General features: G+C 42.4%; 22 protein-coding genes. 14 read left to right on the top strand and 8 right to left on the bottom strand.

Going from position 1 to position 25,505, the window contains the following annotated elements:
- Window positions 1–8 precede the first annotated feature (8 nt).
- The 13 genes from pyrG (at window position 9) to CK503_RS11665 (ending at window position 15,760) form a co-directional block, all read left to right on the top strand.
- Window positions 9–1,661 carry a CTP synthase gene (gene pyrG / locus CK503_RS11605; protein WP_095606989.1) on the top strand — a complete coding sequence of 551 codons (1,653 nt, stop codon included), beginning with the start codon at window positions 9–11 and terminating at the stop codon, window positions 1,659–1,661.
- 10 nt (window positions 1,662–1,671) lie between these two features.
- Entirely contained in the window at window positions 1,672–2,133 is a 462-nt protein-coding gene (locus CK503_RS11610) for an NUDIX domain-containing protein (protein WP_176466302.1), read from the top strand.
- A 92-nt stretch (window positions 2,134–2,225) separates the two neighbouring features.
- On the top strand, window positions 2,226–3,902 hold the full coding sequence (locus CK503_RS11615; RefSeq protein ID WP_095606991.1) for an amidohydrolase: 1,677 nt from the start codon (window positions 2,226–2,228) through the stop codon (window positions 3,900–3,902).
- 12 nt (window positions 3,903–3,914) lie between these two features.
- Complete coding sequence (locus CK503_RS11620; RefSeq protein ID WP_095606992.1) at window positions 3,915–5,588, top strand: NAD+ synthase; 1,674 nt, start codon at window positions 3,915–3,917, stop codon at window positions 5,586–5,588.
- A 51-nt stretch (window positions 5,589–5,639) separates the two neighbouring features.
- Entirely contained in the window at window positions 5,640–7,634 is a 1,995-nt protein-coding gene (locus CK503_RS11625; RefSeq protein WP_095606993.1) for a LysM peptidoglycan-binding domain-containing protein, read from the top strand.
- 20 nt (window positions 7,635–7,654) lie between these two features.
- The gene (locus CK503_RS11630; RefSeq protein ID WP_255233402.1) at window positions 7,655–9,295 is read left to right on the top strand and encodes a S41 family peptidase; all 1,641 of its coding nucleotides are present in this window, start codon (window positions 7,655–7,657) and stop codon (window positions 9,293–9,295) included.
- Window positions 9,296–9,297: 2 nt separating this feature from the next.
- Window positions 9,298–10,137, top strand: coding sequence for a PHP domain-containing protein (locus CK503_RS11635; protein ID WP_095606995.1), 840 nt, complete (start codon window positions 9,298–9,300; stop codon window positions 10,135–10,137).
- A gap of 3 nt (window positions 10,138–10,140) precedes the next feature.
- A complete protein-coding gene (gene ribH / locus CK503_RS11640; protein ID WP_095606996.1) occupies window positions 10,141–10,617 on the top strand; it encodes a 6,7-dimethyl-8-ribityllumazine synthase in 477 nt (158 codons plus the stop codon).
- 71 nt (window positions 10,618–10,688) lie between these two features.
- Window positions 10,689–11,516 (top strand): undecaprenyl pyrophosphate synthase, encoded by an 828-nt coding sequence (gene uppS / locus CK503_RS11645; protein ID WP_095606997.1) that lies wholly within the window; start codon window positions 10,689–10,691, stop codon window positions 11,514–11,516.
- Between the two features lie 50 nt (window positions 11,517–11,566).
- Window positions 11,567–14,047, top strand: coding sequence for an outer membrane protein assembly factor BamA (bamA, locus tag CK503_RS11650; RefSeq protein ID WP_255233403.1), 2,481 nt, complete (start codon window positions 11,567–11,569; stop codon window positions 14,045–14,047).
- Complete coding sequence (locus tag CK503_RS11655) at window positions 14,047–14,595, top strand: OmpH/Skp family outer membrane protein (protein WP_095606999.1); 549 nt, start codon at window positions 14,047–14,049, stop codon at window positions 14,593–14,595. Before bamA ends, CK503_RS11655 begins: the two co-directional genes overlap by 1 nt.
- A 58-nt stretch (window positions 14,596–14,653) precedes the next feature.
- A complete protein-coding gene (locus tag CK503_RS11660) occupies window positions 14,654–15,190 on the top strand; it encodes an OmpH/Skp family outer membrane protein (protein WP_095607000.1) in 537 nt (178 codons plus the stop codon).
- Between the two features lie 18 nt (window positions 15,191–15,208).
- Complete coding sequence (locus CK503_RS11665; protein ID WP_095607001.1) at window positions 15,209–15,760, top strand: OmpH/Skp family outer membrane protein; 552 nt, start codon at window positions 15,209–15,211, stop codon at window positions 15,758–15,760.
- A 54-nt stretch (window positions 15,761–15,814) separates the two neighbouring features.
- Here CK503_RS11665 and CK503_RS11670 read toward each other — a convergent pair whose 3' ends face one another.
- Entirely contained in the window at window positions 15,815–16,924 is a 1,110-nt protein-coding gene (locus CK503_RS11670) for a vWA domain-containing protein (RefSeq protein ID WP_095607002.1), read from the bottom strand.
- A 112-nt stretch (window positions 16,925–17,036) separates the two neighbouring features.
- Here CK503_RS11670 and rnhB point away from each other — a divergent pair, with 112 nt between their 5' ends.
- The gene (rnhB, locus tag CK503_RS11675; RefSeq protein ID WP_095607003.1) at window positions 17,037–17,636 is read left to right on the top strand and encodes a ribonuclease HII; all 600 of its coding nucleotides are present in this window, start codon (window positions 17,037–17,039) and stop codon (window positions 17,634–17,636) included.
- Window positions 17,637–17,639: 3 nt separating this feature from the next.
- Here the strand turns inward: rnhB and rodA are convergent, their stop codons facing one another.
- The 7 genes from rodA to purN form a co-directional block, all read right to left on the bottom strand.
- A complete protein-coding gene (gene rodA / locus CK503_RS11680) occupies window positions 17,640–18,890 on the bottom strand; it encodes a rod shape-determining protein RodA (RefSeq protein ID WP_095607004.1) in 1,251 nt (416 codons plus the stop codon).
- The gene (gene mrdA / locus CK503_RS11685) at window positions 18,868–20,739 is read right to left on the bottom strand and encodes a penicillin-binding protein 2 (RefSeq protein ID WP_095607005.1); all 1,872 of its coding nucleotides are present in this window, start codon (window positions 20,737–20,739) and stop codon (window positions 18,868–18,870) included. The genes rodA and mrdA overlap by 23 nt, the downstream gene beginning before the upstream one ends.
- 4 nt (window positions 20,740–20,743) lie before the next feature.
- Window positions 20,744–21,214, bottom strand: coding sequence for a rod shape-determining protein MreD (gene mreD, locus CK503_RS11690; protein ID WP_095607006.1), 471 nt, complete (start codon window positions 21,212–21,214; stop codon window positions 20,744–20,746).
- Window positions 21,211–22,053 (bottom strand): rod shape-determining protein MreC, encoded by an 843-nt coding sequence (gene mreC / locus CK503_RS11695; RefSeq protein WP_255233404.1) that lies wholly within the window; start codon window positions 22,051–22,053, stop codon window positions 21,211–21,213. The genes mreD and mreC overlap by 4 nt, the downstream gene beginning before the upstream one ends.
- Window positions 22,054–22,068: 15 nt before the next feature.
- A complete protein-coding gene (locus CK503_RS11700) occupies window positions 22,069–23,121 on the bottom strand; it encodes a rod shape-determining protein (protein ID WP_255233405.1) in 1,053 nt (350 codons plus the stop codon).
- Window positions 23,122–23,255: 134 nt separating this feature from the next.
- Window positions 23,256–24,836 (bottom strand): bifunctional phosphoribosylaminoimidazolecarboxamide formyltransferase/IMP cyclohydrolase, encoded by a 1,581-nt coding sequence (gene purH / locus CK503_RS11705; protein ID WP_095607007.1) that lies wholly within the window; start codon window positions 24,834–24,836, stop codon window positions 23,256–23,258.
- Window positions 24,837–24,850: 14 nt separating this feature from the next.
- Window positions 24,851–25,453: a phosphoribosylglycinamide formyltransferase gene (gene purN, locus CK503_RS11710; RefSeq protein WP_095607008.1), complete on the bottom strand. Its 603-nt coding sequence runs from the start codon at window positions 25,451–25,453 to the stop codon at window positions 24,851–24,853.
- Between the last annotated feature and the right edge of the window lie 52 nt (window positions 25,454–25,505).

The raw sequence follows: 25,505 nt of genomic DNA on the forward strand, positions 1-25,505 counted from the left end.
GATCTGACATGTCCACCAAATATATCTTCGTAACGGGCGGAGTTACATCTTCACTGGGAAAGGGAATTATTTGTGCGTCGCTGGGGCGTTTGCTGGTTGCACGCGGGTTGAGCGTGACTGTACAAAAGCTTGATCCCTATATTAATGTGGATCCCGGGACGATGAATCCCTACGAACACGGAGAAGTTTACGTGACCGAAGATGGCGCAGAAACCGATCTCGATTTGGGACATTACGAGCGTTTCCTGGATATCAAGACATCCCAGGAAAATAATGTTACTACCGGACGTATTTACAATGATGTGATCTCGAAAGAGCGTCAGGGGGCCTATCTGGGAAAAACCGTTCAGGTAATTCCGCATATTACCGATGAGATTAAGTCGCATATTATTGAACTGGGTGAATCCGGGGATTATGATGTTGTAATTACCGAGATAGGAGGTACGGTTGGTGATATTGAAAGTCTGCCGTATATCGAGGCGGTACGTCAGCTGCGGTATGATGTGGGACGAGCAAATACGCTTTCCATCCATTTAACACTGGTACCGTATTTGTCGGCAGCCCGTGAACTCAAGACGAAGCCGACTCAACACTCCGTAAAAACGCTTTCCGAAAGTGGACTCCAGCCCGATATTATTGTAGCTCGATCAGAATACGAGCTCGATGATACTATCCGCAATAAAATTGCCCAGTTCTGTAATGTTGAATATGACGATGTGATTGCATCGCTGGACGCCGAAAGTATTTATCAGGTTCCGTTTTTGATGCAGGGTGAGGGACTTGATGAGCGAGTGATTGAAAAGCTGAAACTCGAGGCCGGTGATCCGGATTTAGAGAGGTGGAAAGGATTTGTAGAGGCAATTCGAAATCCATCCACCGAAATAACTATCGCGCTGGTCGGTAAATATGTGGAACATCATGATGCTTATAAATCAATTGTGGAAGCATTGATTCATGGTGGAGCGGTAAACGGTTGTGAAGTGAATATTCGATGGCTGCAATCTGATGATTTAACTGCCGATAATATTGCCGAAAGCCTGGAAAATGTTTCTGGTGTTTTAGTGGCTCCCGGTTTTGGCGGACGCGGAATTGAGGGGAAATTAGCCGCTGCTCGTCATTCACGTGAAAATGGAATTCCCTATCTGGGCATTTGTTTGGGAATGCAGTGTGCCGTTATCGAGTATGCGCGAAATGTTTGTGGATGGGAAACGGCCAACAGTACCGAATTTGATGAGGATACTGAGTATCCGATTATTGATTTGATGCCGGATCAGAAAAATATTGAAGAAAAAGGGGGAACTATGCGTCTTGGACTTTATGATTGCAAGATTAAAAAGGATACCAAGACGTATGAGGCATACGGCAAAGAACTTGTACAAGAACGTCATCGTCATCGGTATGAGGTGAATAACAACTTGCGATACAAGTTGGTAGAAGACGGTATGAAGTTGGTGGGATTTAATCCCGAACGTGATCTTGTTGAGATTATTGAATTACCTGATCATCCCTGGTTTGTGGGCGTGCAGTTTCATCCCGAATATTGTTCTACGGTGAATAATCCGCAGCCGCTATTTGTGGATTTTGTTAAGGCCAGCTTAAAGCATGCCAAAGACAACGATTTGGCTGAGCCCATTAAACGAGAAAAGGTTGTTATCAACTAACAGGAAAATTATGTCATCGGATCAGACGTTTGCCAATAAATTGCGAGTACGAGTTTGTGGACTGCTGATCCAAAATGATGAAATACTGCTGGCACAAATTCATTCCCCCATTACCGAAAAGCTGGTTTGGATGCCGCCGGGCGGCGGACTTACGCTCGGAGAATCCATGAAGGATTGTCTCAAACGTGAATTTAAAGAAGAGACTAACCTTTCCGTGGAAGTTCATAAGCTGGTGCATATGAATGAGCTGCTACGCAAATCTTACCATGCGGTAGAATGTTTTTTCGAAGTAAAGAAGAGGGGAGGCACGGAAAAGTTAGGCAAAGACCCCGAATTATCTTGGGATCGTCAATTGTTGCACAATTTACAATGGATTTCTGTCGATGAACTGTCTGAATTAGATTTTGCCCCTTCAAGTCTTGTGGAGAAGATACAAAATTGGGATCAACGGTTTAACTATCCCGTATTTTAACAGTTTCTTACGTTTGTGAAGGTACTCTGCTTTTTAATCCTAATGGGATTGTTATAAATTTAGAAGCTTAATTTTTAACTATATCTGTATATATGTTTAATCTTCGACCTTTAATTGCAGCTATTTTATTTGTGGGTTTGGCAGGTTATGCGTGTCAAAATGTTCAAAGTCCAAAAGCAACGGTGGTCCAAAACATCAAGGGATATACGTTTTATGACGGGGATCTGATTCAATTTGGGGCACTTGAATTTAAAGATGGTAAAGTGGTAGATGTTTATGGTGATACCACGTTCACCGCTGATGCTTCTACGGAAGTAATTGACGGTGAAGGAAAGGTTATGCTTCCGGGTCTTATTGACGCCCATGCCCATGTGATGGGATTAGGAACAATGCTTATGAATGTAGATCTGATGGGTATCAAAACCCTTGATGAAGCTTTAGCACATATTGAGGAATATGCTTCTGAAAATCCGGATTTAAAGTGGATTGAAGGTCGAGGATGGAATAATACGCATTGGGGAGAGGGCGATTTTCCCACCGCCGAAGATCTCGATAAGGTGGTAAGTGATCGTCCTGTTTGGTTGAGTCGTGTGGATGGTCATGCTGGTTGGGCGAATAGTAAGGCGATGGAAATGGCAGGCATTACTGCTGAAACTGAAGCACCGGAAGGTGGCAAAATAATACGAGATGAAAATGGTGAGCCTACCGGAGTGTTTATAGATGAGGCAGAACAGCTTATTGCTTCACATATTCCTGAGTCAACGACCAAAGAGCAGCAGATGGCCTTACAAAATGCACTTCAGCAAATGCGAAGCAAGGGATTGACCAGTGTTCATGATGCAGGAGTTTCTGCAGAGACCTGGAAGCTCTATAAAAAGTTTGCTGATGAGGGAAAATTATCTACGCGCATTTATGCCATGATTAGTGGAACCGGAGATACATTTGATACACTCGCTGAAAATGGTCCTATTACTTCGTATGCGGATGATCTGTTGGCACTGCGGAGCGTTAAGATTTACGGTGACGGAGCATTGGGCAGCCGTGGGGCGGCCATGTTGGAACCTTATTCTGATGATCCCGGGAATACCGGCTTGTTGTTCCATACCCAGGAGGAGATGAACCAGATGGTGTTGAAAGCAATGTCGAATGGCTTTCAGACGAATATTCATGCTATCGGGGATGCGGCAAATCGCCAGGTATTGAATGCATTTGAAAATGCTAAGGATAGCTTGGGAGACCAAGGGTTGAGAAATAGAGTAGAACATGCACAGATCGTTTCTCAGCAGGATATTCCCCGTTTTAATGAGCTTAATATTATCGCTTCCATGCAGCCCACCCATGCCACAAGTGATATGAATATGGCAGAAGATCGTGTGGGCCCCGAACGCATTCAAGGCGGTTATGCCTGGAAATCGTTTGTTGATCAGGGAACGACTGTTGCTTCGGGATCGGATTTTCCGGTAGAACATGTGAATCCGTTTTACGGCTTGTATTCAGCGGTAACACGGCAAGATCATCAAGGGAATCCCGAAGGCGGTTGGTATCCGTCCGAAAGTTTGACTCGTGAGCAAGCACTGCGCTCTTTTACGCTAGATGCTGCGTATGCTGCTCATCAAGAAAATATGCTTGGTAGTTTAGAGCCGGGTAAGCGGGCTGATTTTATTCTTGTAGATCGTGACTTCTTTGAGGTTCCGGAAATTGAGATTTGGCAAACCAAAGTGCTCGAAACTTGGATGGGCGGCGAAAAAGTATATTCCGCAGACGAGTAAATAATTATTGATATGATCATCCGTTTAGAACAGTTAAATCCTATCATAGGTGATATCAATGGCAATTTAACGCTTATTGAAGAGGCTATAGCTAATGCAGAAGCGGATAATGTGGATTTGCTTGTGCTTCCGGAATTAGTGGTTTGTGGGTATTCCCCGATGGATTTGATTGAGCATCAATCTTTTTTAGATACGGTGTACCAGGCGAATGATCGGCTCAAAGTAAATTCAAGAGATACGGCTGTTTTATTTGGAACAATTACTCCTAATAACAATGCGACTGGACGGAACTGTTTTAATAGTGCTTTGTTGGTCCAGAATGGTTATAAAATAGCAGAAGTTCATAAAACGTTGCTACCTACCTATGATGTGTATGACGAACTCCGATATTTTGAGCCCAATAATACCTTTGAATGTATTGAGTTCAAAGGCACAAAAATTGGGATTACAATTTGTGAAGATATTTGGCATAATTTTGAGCTTCCTTATGTGACCTATGATGTAAATCCTGCCAAAGAGTTGGTGGAAAGAGGTGCGGAAGCAATTTTCAATCTCTCGGCTTCCCCCTATACCAAAGACAAGCCCCACAAACGTCAAAAAATGTTACAGCAGCATGCTCAACGTTTGGGGGTTCCCATCTTCTACGCCAATCAGATAGGTGGGAATACGGAATTAGTTTCGGATGGGGATTCAATGACTATTAGCAGTGATGCTGAAGTAGTGGGGAGAGCCCCGCTTTTTGACGAGGCACATATTGATTTCAAATGGAACCCCAAAGCAGATATGTTAGAAAATGTAGGACCGGAGCCTGCAGAAGTTTCAGCGGAAATTGCCCAGATGTTCAATGCTTTGAGGCTGGGTTTGCAGGATTATCTTGACAAAACAGGTATTGCCGATGATGTTGTTTTGGGATTAAGCGGAGGGATTGATTCTGCGTTAGTTGCTGCCATTGCAACGGAGGCCTTAGGAGCCGAAAATGTAGTTGGCATTACCATGCCGTCAAAATTTTCATCAGAAGGGAGCGTTACAGATTCAGAGCAGCTCGCGCATAATCTTGGAATTGAGTTACATGAGATAGCGGTTAAAGATTTATATGACCAGTTTAATGTAGCTTTAGACCCGCTTTTAAAAGATTCGCCGTTTGGAGTGGCTGAGGAGAACTTGCAGCCGCGCATTCGGGGTACGTTGTTAATGGCATACTCCAACAAATTTGGGAATATGTTGTTGAATACTGGAAATAAATCTGAGCTGGCAACCGGTTACTGCACATTATATGGTGATATGGCTGGGGGCTTGGGAGTGATAGCTGATCTGTATAAACTTGAAGTGTATGAGATGGCTCACTGGCTCAATGAAGAATATTATGGAGAAGAAGTTATTCCATCAGCAATAATTAATAAGCCGCCAAGTGCTGAATTACGTCCGGCTCAAAAAGATGCAGATAGTTTGCCAAAATATGATATTTTAGATCTTATTTTGGAGGCTTATATTGAAAAGCGGCTCTCAATTACAGAAATTGCTGACCAAGGCTTTGACATTGATACCGTTCAAGAAATTGTCGCACTGGTAGATCGTAATGAATATAAGCGCTTTCAGGCTGTTCCTGCTATAAAAGTTAGTGACAAGGCTTTCGGGTCAGGCAGACGTTGGCCGTTGGTACAACGTTGGACAAGTAGTCGAAATTGACGTTATTAATAGGAGAGTATCGAAAAATTTAACTCTATACCGAAGAATTCTATGCAGAATAAGATACAGCTTTTACTTGTTTTTATTTTAATCATAGGTGTTGCCCCCATACTTGCTCAGCAACAGGATGAGGATATCCAACTGGAGGAAACTCCTATGCCAGCCAAGCTGCTTCCCTATAATAATCCTATGGAATCGGGTGACGATAATTTTGCAGAGGAAGAAGCTCGGCCGGAAGTGAAGCTCGACGATTTTCAAAAAGATTTGATGCGCCGTATCGCTGATATATATCGGATGAATGTAAATGCTATTGAAGCACAACTTCAGGATGATCCGCTGAGTGCCGAGACGCATATTACCGACGCTCTAAATGCTATGCAGAACCTTTTGGACACCTATCCCGAAGTGCAATCCAATAAGCGATTTAGTGCGCTATACCGCTCGGTAATGACCGAATATCGATCGTTCTATGGAGTGGATGATTCTACAAAACAGGTCCAAGGCGAAATTTTTGCGGTTCAAGAAGAATTGTATTCTGGAGATGATGAGTGGATGAGCGAGGGATATGTGCTTCCGGATAATATTACGACCCCCAAAACGGAAGTACCCCTTGTGCAAAACCGGCAGGTTAATCGACACCTGATGTACTTTACACTTAAGCGTCCCGAAGTGATGGAGACGTGGTTAACACGCACTAAGAAGTACTTCCCGATGATGGAAAAGATATTTAAAGAGGAAGGAGTGCCCACAGAGTTAATGCATCTTGCGATGGTTGAAAGTGGATTGAACCCCAAGGCACGTAGCTGGGCATCAGCCGTGGGAATGTGGCAGTTTATTCAAGCAACAGGTTCTATGTATGGGTTAGAGGTCAATTGGTGGGTTGATGAACGGCGTGATCCCGAAAAAGCAACCCGTGCAGCGGCACGACATTTGAAAGATTTATACAACATTTGGGGAGATTGGCACTTGGCTATTGCGAATTACAATATTAGTCCCCGCGGATTGAAAAGAGCTATTCGAGCAGCCGGTGAGGAAAACTATTGGGCTGCACTCCCTTATTTGCCACGCGAAACGCAGGGGTATGTTCCCGGATTTATAGCAGCAACGATGATTGAGATGAATCCGGAACAATTTGGGTTTACAGGGCAATATCAGTCTGAAGAATACGATTATGAGGTTTTTGAAGTGGCTGCATTGATGCCGCTTGACGCTTTGGCTGATGCTGCCGGAATTACAACGGAGAAACTGAAAGATTATAATCCGGAGCTTCGACGTTGGGCAACACCTCCCGGCAACAGTTATTCATTAAAGTTGCCGAAAGGAACAAAAGAACAGTTTGCTGCAAATTACGAGGACATCCCAAAAGAAGAACGCAGCCAAAATGTAGCTATGCATACGGTGAATAGAGGAGAGACCTTAGGATATATTGCAAGAAAATATGGTACTTCGGTACGGGCCCTTTATGAGACGAATGAAAATTTGTCAAACACCATTCATCCCGGCCAAAAAGTTGTAGTACCTTTAGCGCCGGGAAGCAACGAAAAAATTGCTGTTAATAAACCTACCCATCAGCCCCGAGGGAATACCTCTACAAGACAAAAAAGATCCAAGTCAAAAGCGCCGGCTAATTCAACCCAGCTTACCTATAAGGTAAAAGATGGAGATACCATTGGCCATATTGCTGAATGGTATGATGTTCGGGCATGGCAAATACGTTCTTGGAATGGGATATCAAATTATATTCGTCCTGGACAAAATCTGACGATTCATGTTCCACAGTCAAAGCAGTCGTATTACAGCCAGATTAACAGCATGTCTTTTAGTAAAAAGCAAGAATTGGAGCGTGAGCAACGATCCGGCAAAGATATAACAGAAGCATATTTGGCGTCGGCTGATGATGGAAACAATGTGACATATACTGTGCAATCCAATGATACCCTGATACAAATAGCCAACTCTTTTGGGGTATCTATAAATCAGATTAAGCGGTTGAATAATCTCAACGGATCAAGAATTTATGTTGGTCAACAGTTGAAGATTAAATAAGATATTCTTCAATGGGTAAGATGAGGAAATTTTTAGTTGCCGGAGTGCTGGCGCTGACTTCTTTAGCGCTGATAGGTGTGGCACGTAATCCGGATATCTATTTCCTCATCAAAAAGAACTTCACCATCTTCAGCGAAGTATACCGGACGGTTTCTTTGGAGTATGTGGATGAAGTAGATCCCGAAAAACTGATGCGCAAAGGGATTGATGCGATGCTGGAATCGCTTGATCCCTATACCGTTATGGTTGATGAAGCTCAACAGCAAAATATGGAGATCATCAGTCGCGGAAGTTATGGAGGGGTAGGTTTGGATGTAGGATTTCGGGATGGACAAATTGTAGTTATTGCACCTATCGAAGGCTATTCAGCACATCGCAAAGGTATTCGGGCGGGCGACGTTATTATTAAAGTTGATGGCGTAGCAGTTGAAGATTTAATGCCTGAGGAAGTACAAGAGTTGATAGATGGGGAGTTGGGATCCACCGTTACGTTAACGATTAAGCGGTATGGACTTGATAACCCCATAGAGTTTGAGTTAGAGCGTCAGCGAGTTGAGGTGAAAAATGTAGGATATGCAGGATTGGTGGGAGACTCGCAGAATATTGGTTACATCTTGTTAAATCGTTTCTCAAAAGGCACGGCCGAAGAGGTACGAAAAGCGATTCAAGATCTTACCTCAAATAATAAGCTTGATGGAATAATTTTAGATTTCCGAAATAATCCCGGTGGATTGTTAGAAGAGGCGGTAGGTACCGTTGACAAATTTATTCCACAAGATCAGATGGTTGTTGAAACACGAGGGCGTCAAAGTCAGCATAATAACATATTTGCTACTGAAGAAACGCCCGTTTTGCCGGAGATGCCGTTGGTATTGCTCCAGAACGGAGGTAGTGCCAGTGCTTCGGAAATTGTGGCCGGGGCATTTCAGGATTACGATCGGGCTGTAATTATAGGGGAACAAAGTTTTGGAAAGGGGTTGGTGCAAACTGTGACGCAGCTTTCATACAATACGGCTCTTAAAATGACGATTTCGAGATATTATATCCCCAGCGGACGCAGTATTCAGTCTATAACTTATACGCACGATGATAATAACAGTGCGGTATTGAAACCGGATTCACTCCGACAAAAATTTAAAACACGTAATGGCAGAACGGTTTATGATGGCAACGGCATTGCCCCGGACATCAAAGTGGGTGCTGAGGAACCGTCACTGCTGGAAACTTCACTTTTGAGAGAGAACCTGTTTTTTAATTTTGCCAATCAATATGCGGCCATGCATGACAGTTTAAGTGAGTCTTTTGGTTCTGATGCTTTATATGATGAATTTACGTCGTTCGTGTCCGATAAGAATTTTCAATACCAAACGTCCTCTGAGAAGCATTTGGCAAAAATTGATTCGTTACTTGATGGGGGAAAGGGTGAAAGCAAGAAACATATTCAAGAGTTGGAAAACGTTATTGGTAAAAAAAAGAAGCAACAGTTCGAACAAGAACGCCCTGACCTCGAAAAAAGATTATACCTGGAATTGATAGCACGTTATAAAGGTCAGCAGGGACAAACGGCCGCTTGGTTGCCACATGATGAGGTAGTCAATAAAGCTGTTTCGATATTACAGAATAATGAACAGTATAACAGTATTTTAGCAGGATCTAATTAGGAGTGGCAAAAGCAGATCTACATATCCATACAACAGCATCCGACGGACATTCAACACCGCAGCAAATTATAAAAAGTGCAAAAAAGCATAACCTGGATGTAATATCAATTACCGATCATGATACTATTCGCGGTTATAGAAAAGCAGTGACGGCAGCAGAAGAAACAGATATAACTTTGTTGCCCGGGGTCGAGATCACCTCAGATTTTAACGGTCGTGAATGTCACCTGTTGGCTTATTGCTTTGATCCGGATCATTCAGTTATTACTCAGTTACTAGTTCAGCATTATCACTCCCGGCTTGAACGTGGAAAATGGATTGTAAATGAGCTCAGAAAAAAAGGGCTTGATATAAATATTGATGAGGTCAAGGCAGAGGCGAATGGCAGTAATATTGGTCGTCCGCATATTGCCTCTGTACTTATTGACAAGGGATATGTTGCATCTTTTAAAGAGGCATTTATTCGCTATCTGAGCGATCAGTCGCTTGGTAGCATTTATAATGAGTATTATTCACATCACAAGGTTATTAAAAGTGTAAAAGAAGCCGGGGGAGCTGTTGTTGTAGCACATCCTGGAAATTTATATTCTGAGGATGAACTTGAAAAACTTGTCGAGGCCGGAATTGATGGCATTGAGTTTATTCATCCGAGCCACGATTATGACCGACAAAAACAGATAGAGACATTTGCTGAAAAACACAACCTGCTGAAAACCGGTGGCAGCGACTTTCATGGTGGGGATAAAGAATATCAGAAATTTTTTGGAGTCGTCACTATTAATACCAAATATGTGCACCGATTGGTTCGGTTGACTGATCAGCGAAAAGCACTCAAAGTTTAGGTTATGGCAGATAATATTTTACAGGGTGATACCGTCAGTAATAAATTTAGCATTGGTATTGCCATTGCAAAATGGAATTCTTTTATCACGGATGAATTACTGGAAGGAGCACTAAATACGCTCAAGAGTAAAGGGTTTGGTGACGAACAAATATTGATAGCTCGCTGCCCCGGTGCGTATGAACTACCGTTTACAGCAAAAAAATTATTAGAATATACCGATGGCGTAATAACGCTGGGAGCTGTTATACAAGGTGATACGCCCCATTTTGACTATGTATGTGATGCTGTGAATCGGGGCGTAACTGATCTTAATTTAAAGGGTAATAAGCCAGTGGTTTTTGGCGTTTTAACAACGGATAATGTAGCGCAGGCACAGGAACGCTCTGGGCTCAAAGGGGATAAGGGTAATAAAGGAGCAGAAGCTGCGCTTGCCCTAATTGAAATGATTTCGCTAACTGAAAAATTTGAAAAATTATAATTCGTATTAGCTTGAAATAACGGGTATAAAACTCTAATATTGATAGCTTAATAAAACACGGATACTACGTATTGGAACCAATTTCGCTCACAAATAAAGAACAGAATAGCAGTGACAAGAAGTCACAGTCCGCGCTGATAGAGCAGGGGGCAATCCCTGAGCATATTGCTATTATTATGGATGGCAACGGCCGTTGGGCCAAGAGTCGCGGCAATATTCGTTCTTACGGGCATAAAGTTGGTGTAGATTCTGTACGGGATGTAACCGAAGCTTGTGCACAAATTGGTGTTAAGTATTTGACTCTCTATGCGTTTTCGACTGAGAATTGGGGGCGCCCCAAGATGGAAGTCAGTGCCCTGATGCGTTTATTGGCTCGTTCACTGAGAAAAGAGGCCGATAATCTAAACGAGAATAATATTAAGCTCGAGACAATAGGACAGATCGATCGGTTTCCTGAAAATTGTCAGCAAGAATTACGAGAAGCTATTGATTTGACCAAAGATAATGATCGGCTGCAGTTATGTCTTGCACTCAGCTACTCGGGCCGTTGGGATATTACCGAAGCGGTTAAAAAACTGGCTCAATCGGCAAAAGAAGGTGATATTGATCCCAATAAAATTGATGATAAAATGATAAGTGATCATTTATCAACAGCCGATGTCCCCGATCCCGAACTAATTATTCGAACAAGTGGTGAATACCGAATCAGCAATTTTTTGCTTTGGCAGTTGGCTTATTCCGAACTATACATAACAGAAACATACTGGCCGGACTTTCGCCGAGAGGAGTTATATAAAGCCATTCAATCATTTCAACAACGAGAACGTAGATTTGGCAAAGTTTCTGAGAATTCGCAAAAGAAATCCTCAAGTCTATACGTTCAAGAGCTGACACCCTAACCTTTCATATAAATATCGTAAGCTCAATTTTGTTTCAACAACGAACCCACGTGAAGAAATTATTAGTTACTCTTTTCGTCCTTTGCTTCATTTATAATCCTGCATTTTCTCAGGATACTTCCTTAAATATCGAAAATCCGATGAACAATCGTCCCCAGCAGTTCGAAGTGCTGGGAGTGGAAGTAGAGGGACTAACAACATCCCGTGAAGAATTTGTTATTGGTACCAGTGGACTGCAGGTAGGGACACAAATAACCATACCCGGAGAAGATTTGTCAAGAGCTATTAAAAGTCTTCATAGAACAGGATTATTTTCTGATGTCGAGATTTTTGAAACTGATCGCGAGTCGGGCGGTATATATCTGAAAATTGTAGTACAGGAACAGCCACGCTTAGAAGGTTTTGAGATTCACGGCACAAAACGATCACATCGTAAGGATCTCGAGGAAGAGATTACCCTGCTAAGAGGATATGCCGTTACTGAATCATCATTGGCGCAGGCTAAAAATACCATACAGCGATATTACGATGAAAAAGGATATTGGTACACTGATATCGAAGTTGAAAAATCTCAGCCTGATACCGTTCGAAATCGGGTAACGGTTCATTTTAATGTTGATCCTGGTGAACGTTTAGAGGTCAAGGAAATAGCGTTTGAAGGTAACGAGCAGTTTAGTGATCGTACGCTTCGCAAGGAACTGGGTGAAATTAATGAAGACCGCTGGTGGAAATTCTTTTCTAAAAAACTTTTTAAAGAAGAAGACTTTGAAACGGCGAAGGAGAATTTAAGAGATTTTTATGGTGAGCATGGATTTCTTGATTTTCGTGTAACAAGTGATACCGTTTATACCTTTCCATATACGCAGCGCAGGTTAGTATTTTTAAAAACTCCTGCCGAAGGTATTAAAGTAAACCTTACGGTTGATGAAGGGCCGCAGTATAAGGTTCGGGATATTTCTTGGGAGGGGAACACGGTTTATACCGATGAACGACTTACTGAAGTACTGGGCTTTGAAAAGGGAGAAGTTTTTGACCAGAAAAAATTTCAGAATAAGACACAATTTTCCCAGGAAGGTACTGACATAACAGGCCTCTATCGTGATATTGGATATTTGTTTTTTAGAGTTGAGCCGGAGATTGAAGTTGTTGGTAAAGACTCCGTGGATTTAAATATGAATATCTACGAAGATGAAATCGCTTATATCAAAGAAGTTTCTTTTACCGGCAATAATAAGACCCACGATGATGTTGTGCGGCGTACCCTGCGAACGGTACCTGGACAGAAGTATAGTCAGCAAGCGATTGTAAGAACAATCCGTGAGCTGGGGCAATTGGGATATTTCCGTTCGCAAGCTATTACGCCCAATCTTTCGCCTGATCGTGAAAACCATACCGTTGACATTAACTATCAGCTGGATGAATCGCAGAGTACTGATAATTTTGAATTCTCTGGTGGTTTTGGTGGACAGGGTATTGGACTTATCCTGTCGGCACGGTTGAATTTTAATAACTTCTCTATCCAGCGTGCTCTTAGAGGTGAAGGTTGGAATCCAATTCCTTCAGGAGACGGCCAGAAACTATCACTGGGGGTACAGGTTACCGGTAGTGGCTATCAGAGTTATAGTCTCGGATTTCAAGAGCCGTGGTTAGGAGGGAGGCCGCTGTCGCTGGGTGTCAACATGAGTTATGATTTAATTAGTTATCGAGGTACTTCTTCCCGTAACGAAATGCTTTCAAGCAGTGTTTCACTCGGTAGGCGGTTAGACTGGCCTGATGATTATTTTACCCATCGTTCTGTAGTTTCTTATCAGTTGTATGATGTTGCAGGCGGTGCTTCATTCTTGGCGGAAGGAACCTCCAGTATTCTGAGTCTAAAGCAGGTGTTAGAGCGTAATTCTATCGATAATCCAATTGCACCTACAACCGGTTCAAAACTTAGTCTCTCGGGTGAAATTGCACCGCCATTTCCTGGTTTCTCACAGTTCTATAAGTTGAAATCATCGTATCAGAACCACACATCTGTCGTCGGTAAATTAGTGATGACGAATACGATTGAGTATGGTTATCTGGGGTATTTAACTGACAGTCAACGAAGCGATTTCCAACGCTTTAAACTGGGTGGTACACAAATGCAGCAGCGCCAGAGCTTTTTGGATGATAATATAGATCTTCGTGGTTTCCCAGGTGGACGAAATGGTTCCATTTCACCGATTCAGAACGGAGAACCCGTAGGTGGACGCCTGTACACTAAGTATTCATTTGAGCTGCGTTATCCTGCTATTACCGAACAACAGGCACAGGTTCACCCTTATATGTTCTTAGATTCCGGTAATGCTTTTGCAGATACGCGAGAATTTTCACCTTTTGATGTAAAACGTTCCGTTGGTTTTGGAACGCGTATTTACTTGCCAATACTTGGGTTGGTAGACCTCAGTTATGGTTATCGGTTGGATGGTATTCCAATTCCGAACAATCCGATCCGGCCCGGCGAATGGCAGTTCTTGTTTAATATTGGTGCACCATTTCAATAATGGTAAAACTGATTTCACATAGTACCATTGCCTGTTTTTGGCTGATGTTTTGCGTTACCATAGCCACTGCGCAGGATCAAAAAATTGGTTATGTGAATACTGATCAGATTTTGTCGCAAATGTCGGAATATCAGGGAATACAGGAACAGTTGAGTACACTTAGTTCGGAGTGGAATCAACAACTGGATAATATGGAGCAGGAAATAGATCAGCTAAAGGAAGATTTTGAGGCCAAGGAAATTTTATATACAGAAGAGCTGAAAAAGAAGAAACAGCAGGAAATCCAACATAAAGTTCAGCAGCGCCAACAGTTCATAGAGGAAAAATTTGGTTCTGAAGGTGAATATTTCGAGAAACAGAAAGAACTGCTCGAACCAATTCAGCGAAAAGTATTCGAGGCTATAAACAAGGTAGCTAAGGATCAGAACTTTGATTTTGTGTTTGATCGTGCCCAAAATTCCAACATGCTTTTTGGAGAGCAACAATGGAATTTAAATGAAGAGGTACTACAAGAGCTTGGTATTACGTTAAATGAATCAAGCAATTGATAAAAATAGTTTTTATAATCACAGGCCGAATAATTGAATCCCAAAATAAATTGATCTAATGTTTAGAAAGTTAGCAAGTTTATTTCTCCTATTTCTTTTTGTTGTAACTACATCGGCATTCGGACAGCTAAATATTGGGTATCTCAATACCCAGGAAGTGATAAGTCAGATGCCCGAGCGTTCTCAAATTGAACAGGAATTAAATAGTTTTATCCAAGAAAAGCGACAAGAGCTGCAACAGAAAACAACAGAATTTCAGGATGCTGTTGCCGAATTTCAGCAGAATCAGGATAGTATGTCTGATACCGAAATTCAGAACAGAGAGCAACAGCTTGCCCAGATGGAGTCTGAGATGACACAATTTCGACAAGGAATTCAGCAGCAGATACAGCAGCGTAGAGCTTCATTATTAGAACCATTGTACAATAAGATGGATGAGGCTATTAGCACAGTTGCGGAAAATAATGATCTCGATTTTGTTATTAATGAAGCAACCAGCAACGGCGAGAATGTTGTCTACTATGCTGCCAGTGATAAAATGGATATTACTAAGCAAGTTTTACAATACATTAACGATACATCTGACCAGAATTAATTGAAAAAACACTCTACTATGTTAAAACGAATACTATCTATATCGCTACTTTGTTTTTTAGCTGTTGGCTTTACCGGTCTTTCTACCGCACAGGCTCAAGGGCAACAAATGGAAATAGGTTATGTTGATCCGCAGTCCATATTAAATAAAATGCCTGAGATGAAGGCCGTTCAGCAGCGTCTGCAAAACTTTGTAGAGCGTAAGCGAAAAGAATTCAGTAAGAAGCAGCAAGACTTTCAACAACAGCTTACTGAGTATCAGCAAAAAGCAGATGTTATTAATGAGTCTGCTCGTAAACGTGAAGAAGAACGGCTTGGTAAGCTGAATTCTGAGTTGCAGCAGTATCAATCACAGATTCAGCAGGAGATACAGCAGAAACAGCAAGAGTTGGTAGGTCCGCTTCTTGATCAAATTGACAATGCTGTGGGTTCGGTTGCTGAAGATATGGGCCTTACGTATGTGATTAATACTACTACCAGCCAAGGCGATACGATTATTCTTTATGCTTCCGATGAAGCTCAGGAAAAGTATAATATTACCGACCAGGTAATGCAGGAGCTTGGCATTTAGGATAGCGAAACATTTTCAGATTATTTTGGGGCAGCTCGTTAAGGGCTGCCTTTTTTATTTTACTCTCCGTTTGCGGTTTCGAATGTAATCCTCAAAAATGTAGCCACCCAGATTATCAAGAGATGCAAAATAGGCTCGTCCTTTATTTGCTTTAGTAAGTTCTCGAACGAAGTCCTGTAGATAAGGATCTCGGGCAATCATAAATGTTGTGATGTCAATATCATCACGTCGGCACTTAACCGCTTCATCTAATACTCTGTTCACGATTTTCCGGTCGAGCCCAAAGCTGTTTTTGTACATTTTGCCATTCTCAATAATACAGGATGGTTTACCATCAGTGATCATAAAAATTTGTTTATTGGCAAACTTTCGCCGGTGCAGGGTATGACGAGCCAGTTCCAACGCTTGCTGGGTGTTTGTATGATAGGGCCCCACTTTAAGATAGGGAAGATCTTCGATGTCAACCTTCCAGGCTTCATTACCAAAAGCAACGATATCCAACGAATCTTTTGCGTAGTTATTTAGGATAAGTTCTGAGAGTGCCATCGCTACTTTTTTAGCGGGAGTGATACGATCTTCGCCATATAGCACCATAGAGTGGCTTAAATCTATCAGCAATACCGTAGCTACCGATGTGTAGTGATCGGTGTCATGCACACGGATATCGTCTTCATGCAGCTTCATCTGGTCGATGTTGCTGTGGCGAAGCATATTCATCATCGTACCCACACTGTCGATATTGGCAATATCATCTCCCTGCTGCCACTTGCGGGTTTCGGGCTGACGTTCCAAGCCTTTGCCGGTATGATCGGTCTGATGATTTCCTGCAGCTCCCTTTTTAAGATTATTGAAAATTTCTTCCAGGGATCGTTGGCGCAAACTTCGCTCGGTTTTGCGTGTCATTACATATATTTGTTGTTTGTTATCTTGCTCTATGTAACCGCGTTCTTTCAGTTCATCGACAAAATCACCGATATTATAATCATCAAACCGATCGGTTAGGTCATAATCATTATCAAGTTCCGTAAGCCAGCGCAGGGCTTGTTGAACGTCCCCGCTGGAAATAGTCAGGAGCTCTTGAAAGGTATCCCATAGGGTATCAAAAGGGGATTGTCCCTTAGATTTGGCGAATCGTTCATCCCATCGCTGATACTTGAAATGCATAGTAAAAAGATTGACTTTAGCCTGAGTAATCTTAACGCTTTAAAAAAGCTTTTAATTCATTGTAATGAATAATTCGAGTAATTTAAATAACGCGGAGTCCACAGACCGTATCATGTTCGAACGTCAACTTTGGGGAGAAGAATATGAACGAGTAATGGGATTAGATGAAGTGGGACGTGGTTGTCTATCGGGACCGGTGGTAGCGGCGGGCGTTATTTTTGAGCCGGGGACTTTTGTAGAAGCAATTCGTGACAGTAAAAAGCTTACCCTTGCTGAGCGCAAGAAACTAACAAAACAGATTAAAAAAGAGGCATTGTATTGGACTATTCAATGGTGTAACCCTTCCGAGATTGATGAGCTGAATATCTTGCATGCCTCTATTAAAGCAATGACAAAATGCGCCGAAGCTGAAGATGCCAATCCGGATTACTTGTTGGTTGATGGGAATCGATTTAGCTCGGGATTATGCCCGCACAAATGTATTGTTGGGGGAGATGATCGATCAATGAGCATTGCTGCGGCCTCGATAATTGCAAAGGTATATCGTGATGAGTGGATGATTAAGCTTCATGAAGAATATCCCCATTACGGTTGGGATACAAATGTAGGATATCCAACAGCGAAGCATTTTAAAGGCTTAAAAAAGCACGGGGCTACAAAATTTCATCGGCAGAGTTTTAATTTGCGTACCGATAAGCAGTTCGAAAAGTAACAGTTACCGGTAGATGCTGAACTGTCGTTTATAGAAATCGAGATTTAAACAGATCCCCAACATCAGGGTATTGGTGATGAGAGCGGAACCTCCATAGCTGATAAAAGGCAGGGGAATGCCAATTACGGGTAATAAGCCAGTGGCTGATCCTACATTGATGAAGAAATGAGTGAAGAAAACAGTTAACACACCTACTATGACAAGCCGCGCAAAAGGGTGTTTGTGGACAGCAGCCATTCGCAGTAGTCGTAATGTAAGCGCAAGCAGTAATAGAACTGTAAATCCGGCTCCAACAAATCCGAACTCTTCTCCAATTACGCAGAAAATAAAGTCGGTCCATTGCTCGGGTAAAAAGCGCAGTTGTGTTTGTGTTCCCTCAAGAAAACCTTTGCCGTAAATTCCTCCCGAGCCTATTGCTGTTTTGGCTTGGATAACGTTCCAGCCTGCTCCTTGAGGATCAAATGAAGGATTGGTAAAAGCTTCTATCCGGGCACGTTGATGAGGTTGTAATACTTGATTGAGAGCAACCTGAATGCCAATAACAAGTAAAACTCCAGTAACAAATGAGGTAAATGTTAACCATGTTCTCCGCTGAAGCATAAAAATTGCGAGTGTAATAATTATTGCGGCAATAAGTCCCCAGTACCATGAGATAATAGTGAGGTAGCCGATGATGGCAGGAGAAATTATAAAGAGGGAGATACCGTAAGGCAGTCCCGACCAAAACAGCACCACCGGTATTAATGCAAAAAAGATAATAGCCGTCCCCATATCATTTTGCAGAATAATTAAGACAGCTGGTAGGACTATAAGGGAAACCGCAATAATTGCTGATTTTAGATTCTCTGCTGATATATTACGTCCGCTGGTTAAATAATTAGCTACAGCAAGGATGGTAGCAATTTTCATCAGTTCACTTACTTGCAGGTTGAAAGGTCCCAATACAAGCCAGCTTCTCGCACCGTTAACTTCTTTCCCGATTAAAAGCGTGAGAATCATTAACAGGATTCCAAGCCCGTAAAATATGTAAGAGCCCTCTTGAAAGGTCCGGGGATTGATAAATTGAAGTCCTATTAAAAGAAGTATAGCAATGCCAAAAGAGATCAATTGTTTATAGAAATTAAATTGAATATAGCTGGGTAAAAATTCAGCTACCGGGCCCTGCGTGGCACTGTATATAGCCACCAAACCCACGGCAATAAGGCTTGCCCAAATTGTAACGAGCGACCAGCTAAGTTCCTTGAGATTGATCATCTAGGTTTTCTTCCTCATCTTCATCGGTTATTTGTTTTCTGGGTTCAAAAGTCTTCACATAGTTATATACATACGATCGATCTATTTCTCCTGTTAAATACTGTTCAATAAGAAGTGAGGCGATCGGGGCAGCTGAGATAGATCCGTAGCCTCCATTTTCAACAAGAACGGCAAGAGCGATTTTAGGGTCATCTACCGGAGCAAAACTAATAAACCAACCGTGATCCTGGCCATGTGGATTTTGGGCGGTTCCCGTTTTTCCGGCAACTTTAACGCTATCCAAGTTGGCATAGTAGCGGCCGCTGCCATCGGTAACAACTCTGCGCATACCGTCTTTTACGACTGCTATATCTTGGGGATCAACCCAGTCAATTTTTTCCTTTTCGGGATTGGTCAACATTGTTGTACCATCATTTTGGCGAATTGTGCTAACAAAATGGGGTTGGACTTTATAGCCGCTGTTTCCAATTTGAGCTGCTACCAGTGCCATTTGTAAGGGAGATACGGCTACAAATCCCTGGCCAACGCCCAGGCTAAGCTGATCGCCAATTCCCCATTTGCCTTCGCCCAGTACACGATTAAAAAATGTACTGTCCGGAATGGTTCCTGTCACCTCGTTGGGTATATCGATATTGTTTAGCTGTCCCAATCCAAACGAAGTAGCTAATTCGTGCCATTTATCGAGTCCTTGTTGAGTGGCAATTTTATCCATCAACCAAAAGAAGAAGGTATTGCTGGACTCCTGAAGAGCTTTTCCGACATCATATTTTCCGGGGTCGGCCAAGTCGTTGTATCGGCGTCCACGGGAGTAGTAACCCGGATTGTCAATTTCGGTTTGGGGAGTAATAATTCCGAGTTCCAATCCCATCAGGGCCATAAGTGGTTTAAATGTAGAGCCGGGGGGTTGTTTCCCGGATATTGCACGATTATATAGTGGATTGGTCGTGTCCGCATTGATGCTATCCCAATATGTTCTGTCAAGACGCCCTGATAGCTTTCTGATATTATATTCAGGAGCACTTACCATGCTAAGTACTGCGCCGTTATCTGGATTTATTGCTACCACCGCCCCTTCTTTGCCTTGCATAAGATCTTCGGCCAAGAGCTGCAGTTCGGTATCGATTGTAGTATATAAATCAGATCCTTTTTTAGGGCTTTCATCTATGGCTCCATCTTGATACGATCCCATATTTTGTCCCATGGCATTAACTTTAATATAGTTGGTACCGATAGTGCCCCGCAAGTGTTCTTCGTAGGCCATTTCGAGACCACTTTTGCCCGTTCTATCACCGAGATGGTAACTTTGTGTTCTCAGATATTCTTCCTTGGATACTTCACGCAAATATCCCAAAATGTGTGATGCTTTTAGACTATCTACAGGATAATCGCGTTTGCTTTCAATTTGGTGACCTACGCCCGGGAGCTGCCAAATACTTTCTTGAATGATAGAAAAGGTTTCAAAATCGACCTCGGTAAAAATACGGGATGAACGATAATAAGAGTAGTCACGGGCCTCCTGTACTCTTTTTTTGACCTCTTCTACTGGCACATCCATAAGTTCAGCCAAGATAGGAGTGTTCTTGGGATCGTAACTGGCCGGTGTTACAGTTATGGTGTAAATTGGTTGGTTATCTACAATCAGGTTACCATTACGATCATAGATTAACCCCCGGGCAGGGTTGACAACTTCTTGGCGAAGCGAGTTTTCACGACTCAGAGGATTATAGGTATCATAGTTAAGTATCTGTAACTGGAATAATCTTCCCAAAATGATAAGTCCCAAAACAATAATACATACTTGTATTACCCGGAGGGAGGTTTGGGTACGTATTTTATTTCGGGAGTGCATTGGATTAATTTGTTCTAAATAATTGAATAAAACTTGCTAAAAAAGCAGTATACAGGCTACTGCCGATAAGGTGTCGCCAGAAATACTGTTCTCCGGTATAGCTTTCAATAGCGAAATTGAGACCAAGGAATATGAGATTATGAATTACTGCTGCAATGGCAATAGTCAAAAACACCTGTCCAATGAGCAATTGTTTTTTTGAGCCTCTTGGGATAAAGTTGTAGGTCATGAATACTAATAACGTTTTTGAGAACATATTTAGTCCCCATAAATCGAGCATAGCATCTTGTAAAAAACCCAATCCTGCAGCCATAAGTAAAGCGGCCGTCCGGTCTTTTCGAGCCATATACCATACCAAAAAAATAAGTAACAGATCGGGCTGGATTTGCATGATTTTAAGATGCCGGAAAAGCATGAATTGAATCAAAAGAAAGCCAAACCCGATGCCAAAATTTTTAAAACGTTCAGGATTCATTGTAAAAGATTTTCATAATCTTCATTCAGTTTTTGAAAGGTAGTATCTGGCTTAAATTTTACAATAAAGCCTTCGGCTATCTCAAACAGGTTCACAAAGGGTTCAATATATACGCGTTGGGTTTCTTTCCCCGCCTGTGGTTCGGTTCTTAATACTTTTCCGATGGGAATATCAGGCGGAAACTGGTTGCTGTATCCCGAGGTGACCACAACTTCCCCGGTATCAACCTCGGTAGTTTGAGGAACATAATTGAGTTGTAGTTCATTGATGTTTTCCCCATCCCAAGAAACTATGCCGTAGGCGTTGGATTGCTGAAGTTTTGCACTTACTCGAAATAGGGTGTTGAAATAGGGCATAATCTGAGAATATCCGTTTGCTGTTAAGATCACTTTACCCACGAGCCCTTCAGATGAAACCATAGGCATACCATTGGTAATCCCTTCTTCCTGTCCGGCATCTACAGTAAGAGAATTGGTAATTTGGTTAAGCTCTTTGCCCACTATCTGAACCGGATATAAGCTTAAATTGCTCTCACTACTGAATTGTAGCAGTTCTCGAAGCTTTTCATTGCGTTTTTCGGCTGCTCTGAGACGGCTTAGCTCATCTAAAAGCAAAACATTTTGTTTCCTCAGATAGGTATTCGTATTTATGGCTTGTCGGTATACCCGAACATTTGAGAGCGGCTCTTCGAGATAGCTGAATACTGTAATCGATGCTTTGCGAAGATTATTGAGTCCACCCTGATATCGTCCAATCATCAGCGCTACCGCAATAATCAGAATAAGCGCTGTTATTATATGATCTTTCGCATCAGCTATGCTGGGAAGTTTGAATCGCATTCACCTTCTCTGGGTTTAGGAAATAACCGTTCTATAATATTCAATGTCTTCAAGAATTGCTCCCGTTCCGCGTACCACAGCCGTCAGTGGATCTTCGGCAATATGAACAGGAAGATCCGTTGTTTCAATAATCAACCTATCAAGATTCTTGAGCTTTGCACCGCCACCGGTTAGCATGATACCGCGATCAAGGATATCAGCCGAAAGCTCGGGAGGCGTTTGCTCAAGTGATTTCGTTATAGATTCTACAATAGTGTTAACGGATTCGGAGATTGCTTCTCGAACGTCTTTCGATGAAACGTGACGAATTCGGGGGACACCGTTGACTAAATCACGACCTTTGGTTTCCATATCCAGCTCTTCATCCAGTGGAGCTGCAGAACCTATTTCACACTTTATTTTTTCAGCGGTACGCTCACCAATTAACAGGTTGTGATTGCGCCGAAAATAATTGATGATATCATCATTAAGTTCATCACCGCCCAAGCGTACTGACTGTGCATAAACGATACCCGAAAGTGCAATAACAGCAATTTCGGTGGTGCCACCGCCGATGTCCACAATCATATTTCCGATAGGTTCATGAACATTCAGCCCAATGCCGATAGCAGCTGCCATCGGTTCGTCTACCAAATGTACTTCTTTAGCTCCGGCATGTTCGGCACTGTCACGAACGGCACGACGCTCTACTTCGGTAATGCCGCTGGGTACACATACCACCATCTGACGAGTGCTTGAGTACCATTTCATTTTAACTTTATCAATCATGCCGCGAATCATCTGCTCAGCTACTTCAAAATCAGCAATGACGCCATCACGGAGCGGGCGCACGGTACGAATGTTCTTGTGTGTTTTTTCGTGCATCAGTCGGGCTTCGTGACCCGTTGCTACCGGCTCATTTTGAGAGTTCAGCGCTACGATAGAAGGTTCATTAAGTACGATGCCTTCGCCACGCGAGTAGATGAGCGTATTAGCGGTTCCGAGGTCAATAGCTATGTCGGTATATAACCAATCAAACCAGCCAGCATTTTGCTGGTCTTTCTTCTTTTTAGATGCGTGTTTATTCATGATTATGTTATGTAGATGAGCTAATTGTAATCAAGTTGATCGCCTGAATAAATTTCAGAGAAAGAAAATACAATTTTGTACGTCTATTTGCGAATTAATCAGGATTAAAAGTAAAAACCAAATTGTTGATTATTTTAGTGCCTAAAATGTCTGTTGCCGGTAAAGACCATAGCCAACCCCAATTTGTCAGCAGCTTCAATAACTTCTTCATCACGAATACTGCCACCGGGCTGGATTACACAGGCTGCTCCTGCTTGGGCTGCGGCTTCTACTCCATCGGCAAAGGGGAAAAAGGCATCTGAGGCGATAACAGTGTCCTCCAGTGAGAGTCCTTCTTGTTTTGCTTTGGCAATGGCAATTTCTGATGCTTCAACTCGACTCGTCTGCCCCGTACCGATGCCAATTGTCTGCCCATCCCTTGCATATACAATCGCATTTGACTTAACATGTTTCACAACTTTCCAGGAAAACAGCAGATCTTCGATCTCCTGTTCTGTAGGTTCTCTTTCGGTTACTGTTTTCAACTCTTCGCTACTGATGGTTTTACCATCTGCTTCCTGACTTAAAGCCCCTCCGAAAATTGATCTGAATTGAAGGTCTTGTACAGTATTTGGAAGCTTTTTGATGCGGATAAGTCTCCTGTTTTTCTTCTGCTGAAGAAGTTCTAACGCCTCTTTGCTGTAAGATGGAGCAATGATAATTTCCGTAAATATTTCATCAATCTTTTGGGCGGTATCAATATCCAGTTCTTTATTGACCACCACGATACCTCCAAAAGGGGACATGGTATCAGTGGCAAAAGCTTTGTCCCAAGCTTTATCCAGCTTGTCAGAAAATGCTACGCCACACGGAACGGTGTGTTTAAAGATAGCACATGTAGGTTTATCATTTTGAAAATCAGCAATGAGATTCAGGGCTGCATCTACATCAGTGAAGTTGTTATAGCTAAGTTGCTTGCCGTGGAAACAGTCAATAAACTCTTTTTGATTGCCGTATACTGCGGCTTTTTGATGAGGATTTTCGCCGTATCGAAGCGGTTGTGATTTTGGCAGTGAAATATTCAGCTGTTGTGGTAATTCTTCGTCACTTTTATGCAGATCATTAAAATAGTTGGCAATGGCAGCATCATAATGAGCGGTATGGTTAAAAGCTGTTTTGGCCCACTTTTGACGATTTTTAAATGAAATTTCGTTCTTTTCTTCGAGTTGCTGAGTAAATGCCTGGTATTGATTTGGGGATGTCAGTACACAAACATGAGCAAAATTTTTCGCTGCGGCACGAATCATTGTTGGACCGCCAATATCAATATTCTCGGTCGCAAGGGCAGGAGTGCAATCGGGGTCTGCTATTGTTTCTTCAAAAGGATATAAGTTGACGACCACGAGCTCAATGGGTTTGATATCAAGTTTATCCATCTCATCTACATCGGGTTGATGGCTGGTACGCCCGAGTATGCCGCCGTGGATAATGGGATGAAGCGTCTTTACGCGCCCGTCGAGGCACTCTTTAAATCCGGTAACGTCGCTGACATCGGTCGCGGGAATACCGGCTTCACGTATTTTCTGAGCTGTTCCACCGGTGGAGATAATTTCTACATCTGATTGATGCAGCTGCTGTGCAAGCTCTACAATGCCTGTTTTGTCCGAGACGGAGAGAAGTGCTCTTTTAATCTTTAACGGGTTCTTGGGGAGAGAGTCGAGTGGTTGTAATGACACGATGGAAAATGTAATTAAGTATTAGATTTCTCGTTAAGTTGATCAGCTAATTTCGCTATGACTTCGGGAAAAAGTTTATGCTCCTCTTTTAAAATTCGTTGTGCCAGCGATTCGGGATCGTCTGATTTTCTAACCGGCACTTTTCGCTGTCCCAATATGGGTCCCTGATCGTATTCTTCAGTCACTAAATGAACTGTACAACCCGATTCCGGCTCGTCATTGCTGATGACGGCCTGATGCACATTCATCCCATAAAATCCTTTTCCTCCATATTTAGGCAACAGGGAAGGATGGATGTTCACAATACGATTCTCATACTTGTCAATTATTTCTGATGGAACCTTGATCATGTAGCCTGCCAGGGCAATAAGCTGTGTATCCCATTCTTCAAGTTGCCTGAGCAAGGCTTTAACATAATCGGGATAAGAAGAAAAATCGGAGGGAGTTAAATACTTGTGATTAATATTGTGTTTTTGAGCGCGATCAATGGCTTGGATGTCTTTTTTATTGGTGACAAGACCAACAATACGTCCATTGATCTGGCCGCTTTCGATTGCATCAATAATGGCTTGAAAATTCGTACCCGATCCCGAGGCAAATACTACAATATTAATCAAGATAATGGAGCGAAATAGTTATCGTTTTGCTCGCAAAGATAAATAAAAAAGC

It is taken from the genome of Fodinibius salipaludis (assembly GCF_002287075.1).
Taxonomy (GTDB): Bacteria; Bacteroidota; Rhodothermia; order Balneolales; family Balneolaceae; genus Fodinibius; species Fodinibius salipaludis.